At 63.0% G+C, this 6577-nt stretch carries 5 protein-coding genes; all 5 read right to left on the minus strand.

Annotated features, from left to right (window positions below; all coding sequences use genetic code 11):
• Positions 1-554, minus strand: a 554-nt coding sequence (locus JHD73_RS25725) for an EI24 domain-containing protein (protein ID WP_199032997.1), incomplete at its 3' end; no start/stop codon positions are given.
• Between the two features lie 87 nt (positions 555-641).
• Positions 642-1616 (minus strand): sterol desaturase family protein, encoded by a 975-nt coding sequence (locus tag JHD73_RS25730; RefSeq protein WP_199032998.1) that lies wholly within the window; start codon positions 1614-1616, stop codon positions 642-644.
• Between the two features lie 11 nt (positions 1617-1627).
• Positions 1628-2449 carry a polysaccharide deacetylase family protein gene (locus JHD73_RS25735; RefSeq protein WP_199032999.1) on the minus strand — a complete coding sequence of 274 codons (822 nt, stop codon included), beginning with the start codon at positions 2447-2449 and terminating at the stop codon, positions 1628-1630.
• Positions 2450-2461: 12 nt separating this feature from the next.
• Positions 2462-3457, minus strand: a complete 996-nt coding sequence (locus JHD73_RS25740; protein ID WP_199033000.1) for a cytochrome D1 domain-containing protein — start codon at positions 3455-3457, stop codon at positions 2462-2464.
• A 116-nt stretch (positions 3458-3573) separates the two neighbouring features.
• The coding region (gene hrpA / locus JHD73_RS25745; RefSeq protein ID WP_199033001.1) for an ATP-dependent RNA helicase HrpA at positions 3574-6577 on the minus strand (3004 nt) is incomplete at its 5' end.

A 6577-nucleotide genomic window follows, 5' to 3' on the forward strand; every position in this document is an offset into this window, starting at 1 on the left:
GGCGTGGCGTGGTCGGCCAGCGCGTCGTAGGTCATCAGGCGGTAGGTCAGCCAGCCCCACAGCAGCGGCGGAATCAGCGCGAAGAACGGCGGGATCAGCCACAACGGCAGCGTGACGATCGCCACCAGAATGAACACCAGTGTGCACAGCAGAGCATGCATCACGCTGCCCGCCACCGAACCGCCCTTGCGGCGCTCGAGTTGCGGGTAGCTGCGATCCAGGAAACGCATGACCGGCGGCACCGCTGTCACGCTCACAAACACGAGGATCGACACGACGATCACCGGCACCAGCAACGTGATGACCAGCAGCGGCGCGATGGCCGACCACAAACCCGACATGCCGATGGCACCTAAGCCGCTCTTGATCCAGCCCATGAACGTCCAGCTTTCCACGGCATCCCGCGCCATGCCGTTCATCGCATCCCAGCCGAAGTACAGGACGGCGCCCCACACCACCAGGGCAACAACAAACGGCAGCACGGTCAGGAACAACATGCGCGGATGCAGTTGCGAAAGCAGCGCGCGGCCAAACGAGCGAATCAGGTCGTTCATGCGGGAGTCGGAAAATCAGGGAGCGGACAGCCTAGCACAGCGGGCCGACATGCTGCCGGCGCCGTCTCAGACCATGCTGAATGTCCCTCAGGCGCGGCCGATCAGACGCTTGAAGCCCAGCCATTGCTGGCGCAGTACACCGCGCCCGTAGTCGCGCGAGTGGCCTTGCGGCGCGGGCAGTTGATCGCGGATGCCGGTGGCGTGATAGTCCGGCGAGAAGATCGCGGTGCCGAACAGCATGTCCCACCATGGGAACAGCACGCCGAAGTTGCAGCCACCCAGCACGCCCGGCTTGCCCGGTACCTCGTGCCCGAGGCCGATGGCGTGGTGCAGCCGGTGGAAGCGTGGCGAGATCAGCAACCGCTCACCCAGCCAGCCGAAGTGCAACCGCACATTGGCGTGCTGCAGGCTTTGCAGCAACTGCGAGACGGCAACCAGCAGCACGTACTGCGAGGGTTCCACCCCAATGACCAGCGCCGCAACGGCAAACACTGCACCGCGCAGCACATCGTCGAGGATGTGGTTGCGATCATCCGACCAGATTGTCATTTGCTGCTGGCTGTGGTGCAGCGCATGCAGGCTCCACCACCAGTGGAACTTGTGCGACAGGCGGTGGTACCAGTAGTCGAGCAGGTCGAACAGCACCAGATAGATCAGAAAGCTGACGATGGCGACCGATGTGACGCCCGGCCACCAGTCCTCCACGTTCAGGTGCGCCCAGCCCCAGAAACGCAGCTTGCCATCCAGGTCATCGATGAGCGGTTGCAGGGTGAAGAACATCAGCAGCGGGAAGAAGCCGAGCCGATGAAACAGCGTATAGAAAATGTCTGCGCGCACGGCCTTGCGATCGTGCATCGGCTCCACCGGGCGCCAGCGCTCCAGCGGGCGCAATACCAGCAGCAGTACGGCGATCTGCACCAGCCCCATCAACAGCCATTCAGTGCCGGGGTACGCATCTTCAACATAGCCACCCAGGCCAATCGCATAGGTGAGCGGCATCACGATGTGCTGAAACAACACATCCTGGGCTTGCGTGAAGGTGTCGGAAATCCAGTCAAACATGGCGAAGCAAATCAGCGGGCCGCTGGGTGAGCGGCAAACCAGGCCTTGTACTGCGGATGATCGCGCAGCGTGGCAAAGCAGAAACCCTTGCGCTCCAGGCCGGCAATCAGCGGCTCCAGGTCGGCGGGTGCCCACGGGTCCTTGCGCGACCAGATGCCCAGGTGCGCCATCGCGATGTCGCCATCGCGCAGGTTGGTCAACGCCTTGTCGAGCAGCATGGCATTCGGATAGCGCTCGGACGGCAACTCATCGCCGAGAAAACCGGCAGGCGCCCAAGCCACATGGGCAAAGCCGCACTGCTTGGCCCAGCCTTCGGTGGTGGCCGACAGATGCCCGCCCGGCGCCCGCCACAGCGGGTCCATCGGCTGGCCGGTCATGGCCTTGAAGCGTTCAGCGCTGCGCTTCAGCTCTGCACAGAATTCGGGCTCATCCCAGACGACGTTGCGACCGCCTTGCTCACCAAACTGCGGGCGGAAGCGGACTTTGCCGCCGCCAGCCTCACCCTTGTAGTAGACGTGATCGAAGGTGTGCGTGCCGAAAGCGTGACCATCGGCAGCCAGCGATTTCCAGTACGGTGCCCAGCTGTCGTCCAGCGTGCTGTCGCCGTGGATCGTCTTTTCGTTGGCGAGGAAAAATGTGGCGTGGATGCGGTGACGGCGCAGCGTATCGGCAATCAACTGGGCCTGGCTCATGCTGCCCGTGTCGAACGTCAGGTAGACGGTGCCCTTGCAGGCGCCGGCATTCACGCCACTGGGCGCCGCCGCAGCCAGCGCACACAGCCCCAGGGCCGCTGTAGCGGCCACCGTGCGAAACATCGACAGGCCCGTTTTCATGGTCGCCACGCGTTAGATGAGCGGAGCGCGCGTGCGGAAGTAGATGCCGTGCGGCGAGCGCCCGACCTTGATCTCTTCCACCACCTTGCGGCTCGCTACATCGACGATCGCCACACGCTTGGCCCAGCGGCAGGTCACCCAGAGCTGCTTGCCGTCGGCGGTCAATTCCATGTCATCCGGGCCAGGCGGCAGGCCAGTGATGTCGCCCACCTTGGTGAGCGTCTGTTGGTCGATGATGCTGATCGTGCCGGACACGCGGTTCGACAGGAACAGGTGACGCTTGTCACCCAGCGCACGGAAGTTGTGAGCGCCCTTGCCAGTCTGGATGCGTTTGACGCTGGTGCGGTTACGCCAGTCGATCACCTCAACGTAATCGGCGCCGGTCATACCCACCAGCAGGTATTTCTGATCTGTCGTGACCCACACACCGGCGGGGGCGGAGCCGATGGTCATGCGCCACATGACGGTCTGCGTAGGCAGATCGATGGCCATCACCTCGTTGGAGTCCTGCAACGTAATGAAGGCAATCTTGCTATCTGCCGTAAAGGCGATGTGGCTGGGCGTCTTGGCCGCCGGAATTTGCTTGGCGATAGTGAGCGCGTGGCCATCCCAGCGGTAGATATCAACGCGGTCCAGGCGGTTGCCCGTGGTCAGGAACCACTTCTGGTCAGGCGAGAAGCCGATCTGGTATGGGTCATCAATGCGCGGCACACGCTGCTGAATCTTGCCGGTGACGGGGTCCAGGAACACCAGATCGTTGCCGACTGCATTGGCAACAATCAGCGATTTTTCGTCAGGCGTAGCAATCAGGTGGTGCGGCTCCTTGCCAATCGGGAAGGTCTCCAGCACCTTGCGGGTGTCCTTGTCGATCAGTGAGACGCTGGCGTCGCCCGAGTTGAGCACAGTGACGACTTCTGCACGCGCCGCATGCGCTGCCATCAGGGCAGCGGCCGACAGAACGAGCGTGGAAAACCAACGGAAGGCAAACGAGGCGCGCAAGGCAGACATAGCGAGAAGATTCAGCAACTTAGCCAGCCATTTTAACGCCCGCTGTTATGGCGTCGCTGACACAAATCAAAAAAAGAAAGTGGGAACTTTCCCGGCGCCCAGCAAAGCATGGCGGGCTACCGTTGCATTGATTCCCACACTTTCTGCAGCCGTTTGACCGACATCGGTACCGGTGTACGCAACTCCTGCGCAAACAAGGCGATGCGCAACTCCTCCAGCATCCAGCGGAACTCCTCCATACGGGGGTCGTTGCCGCCCTGCCCCTGTACGCGCAATGCCTTTTCCGCACGCTGGTATTGCTGGATCAGCGGTGCCATCTCCTGCATGCGCTGCGTGTCGCGCATCGGGTCCGCCTTGAGCTTGTCGATGCGCAGAGCGATGCCCTTCAGGTAACGTGGGAAGTGCGTCAACTGCGCATAGGGCGTCGCCTCGATGAAGCGCTTGTGCATCAGCGTTTTCAGTTGCGCGTCGATGTCCGCAGTGGCGGCGGCAAACGGCTTGGCAATCTGCAGCTTGCGCGGCAGTTGCGCGTATTCAGTCAGAATGGCGCCGACCAAGCGGGCGATCTCCTGCGCCAACAGCGTCAGGCGGGCACGGCTTTCGTCCTTGCGGGCGCCAAAGCTTGTGTCGTCGGTGGGCAGGGGGTCCTGCAGGCAGGCGCGCTCCAGCGTGGCATCCAGGATCTGGTCACGCAATTCATCCTGCGTGCCAAGGTTCATGAACTGGATTGCCATCTGCGACAAGCCCGGGATGTTCTTTTCCAGATACTTCAACGGCTCGCGCAACTGGATCGCAAACAACCGGCGTAGGCCCAGGCGGTGGATGCGTGCCGCCTCTGCGGGATCATCAAAGACCTCCACATCGCAGTGGTCGCCAGCATCCACGAGTGCTGGATAGCCGAACAGTGTCTGGTTACCCTTGCGGACTTCAAGCAACTCCGGCAACGCGCCGAAGTTCCACGTGGTCAGGCCGGAATACAGCGCAGCATTCGCCGGCGCTTCTGATTTGCCTGCCTTACCGGGCCTGGCGTTCTCCGCCTGCGCGCCCGCCACGGCCGCATCCTGGGCGGCGATCGACTGGAACGTCTGCTGCGCCCGTCCGCCCAGCTCTGCGCGCAACTGGGCCAGATTGCGGCCCATGTCGAGCTGGCGACCGTGCTCGTCGATCACCTTGAAGTTCATGAAGTGATGCGCGGGCAGCGTTTCGAGCTTGAAGTCGGCGCGCTTGAGCGCGATGCCGGTCTCCTCACGCACGTCGGCGATCAGGCGGTCGAGCAGGTCGCCGTCGCCCAGCTTCACGCGGGAAACAAAACCGGCGGCGTAATCCGGCAGCGGCACGCAATGGCGACGCAGCTTCTGCGGCAGGCTCTTGAGCAGCAGATGCACCTTCTCCTTGAGCATGCCGGGCACCAGCCATTCGGCACGCTGCGCGGGCACCTGATTGAGCGCATACAGCGGCACCGTCAGCGTCACACCATCGCGCGGGCTGCCGGGCTCGAAGTGGTAGGTCACACCCATGTCGATACCGGCAATCGGCAGCGTCTTGGGGAACAGGTCAGTCGTGATGCCTGCCGCCTCGTGCCGCATCAGGTCATCGCGATTCAGGTACAGCAGCTTCTGGCCGCTTTTTTCACTTGCGTTGGCAGCGTCCGCATACCAGCGCTCGAACGCGACGGTGTTATGGATGTCGGCGGGAATCTGGCTGTCGTAGAACGCGTAGATCAGCTCGTCGTCCACCAGCACGTCTTGCCGACGAGACTTGTGTTCAAGGTTCTCGATCTCCCGCACCAGGCGCTGGTTGTGCGTGAAGAACGGCAGGCGTGTTTCGAACTCGCCGTCGACCAGCGCACGGCGAATGAACATCTCGCGCGCCTCCTTCGGCTGCATCGGCCCGAAATGCACGCGACGCTGCTGGTAGACCGGCAGGCCATATAGCGTGCCGCGCTCGAAGGCCATCACCTGGCCTGCCTTCTTTTCCCAATGCGGGTCGCTCCACGACACCTTCAGCAGGTGCGCGCCGACCTTCTCCACCCATTCCGGCTCGATACGCGCGAGCGTGCGGCCGAACAGGCGGCTGGTCTCGATCAGTTCGCCGCCCACGACCCACTTGCCAGCCTTGCGCGCGATGACCGAGCCCGGCCACAGGAAGAACTTGATACCGCGCGCCCCGAGGTATTCGCGGCCCTTGCCGTCGGCCTCTTCAATGCGCACGCCGATATTGCCGAGCAACCCCGTCAGCAGTGCCAGATGCAGTTGCTCGTAGGTCGGATCGGATTCGTTGAGCTTCCAGCCCTGCTCCGCCACCGTCGTGTGCAATTGGGAGTGCACATCGCGCCATTCGCGCAGCCGCACGTGCGAGAGGAAGTGCGATCGGCACTGGTCCTGCAACTGCTTGTTCGACTTCTTGTGCGCGACGGCCTCTTCAAACCACTTCCACAGCTTCACCCAGCCGAGAAACTCTGACTTTTCGTCAGCAAATAACCGGTGCGCCTGATCAGCCTGCTGCTGTAGTTCCTGTGGACGCTCACGCGGGTCTTGTACCGACAAGGCACTCGCAATGATGAGCATCTCGCGCAGGCACTGGTGGTCACGCCCCGCCAGGATCATCCGTGCCACGCGCGGGTCCAGCGGCAGCCGCGCCACCTGCTTGCCCAGAGGGGTCAGCGCGTTCTCGTCGTCGACGGCACCCAGTTCCTGCAAGAGCTGGTAGCCATCGGCAATCGCACGGCCCAGCGGCGGCTCGATGAACGGGAATTGTTCGACGTCGGTCAGCCGCAGCGCCTTCATGCGCAGAATCACCGCCGCCAGGGAGGAGCGCAGGATTTCCGGATCGGTAAAACGCGGCCGCGCGATGAAATCCGACTCTTCGTACAGGCGAATGCACACACCATCGGCCACCCGGCCGCAACGGCCCGCGCGCTGGTTGGCGGCAGCCTGCGACACCGGCTCGATCTGTAACTGCTCGACCTTGTTGCGATACGAATAGCGCTTGACGCGTGCCAGCCCCGTATCGACCACGTAGCGGATACCCGGCACCGTGAGCGAGGTCTCAGCCACGTTGGTTGCCAGCACAATGCGCCGCGCGTTGGACGGGCGGAACACACGTTCCTGCTCCTGCACC

This window comes from Ralstonia sp. ASV6 (assembly GCF_016429285.1).
Lineage (GTDB): Bacteria > Pseudomonadota > Gammaproteobacteria > Burkholderiales > Burkholderiaceae > Ralstonia > Ralstonia flaminis.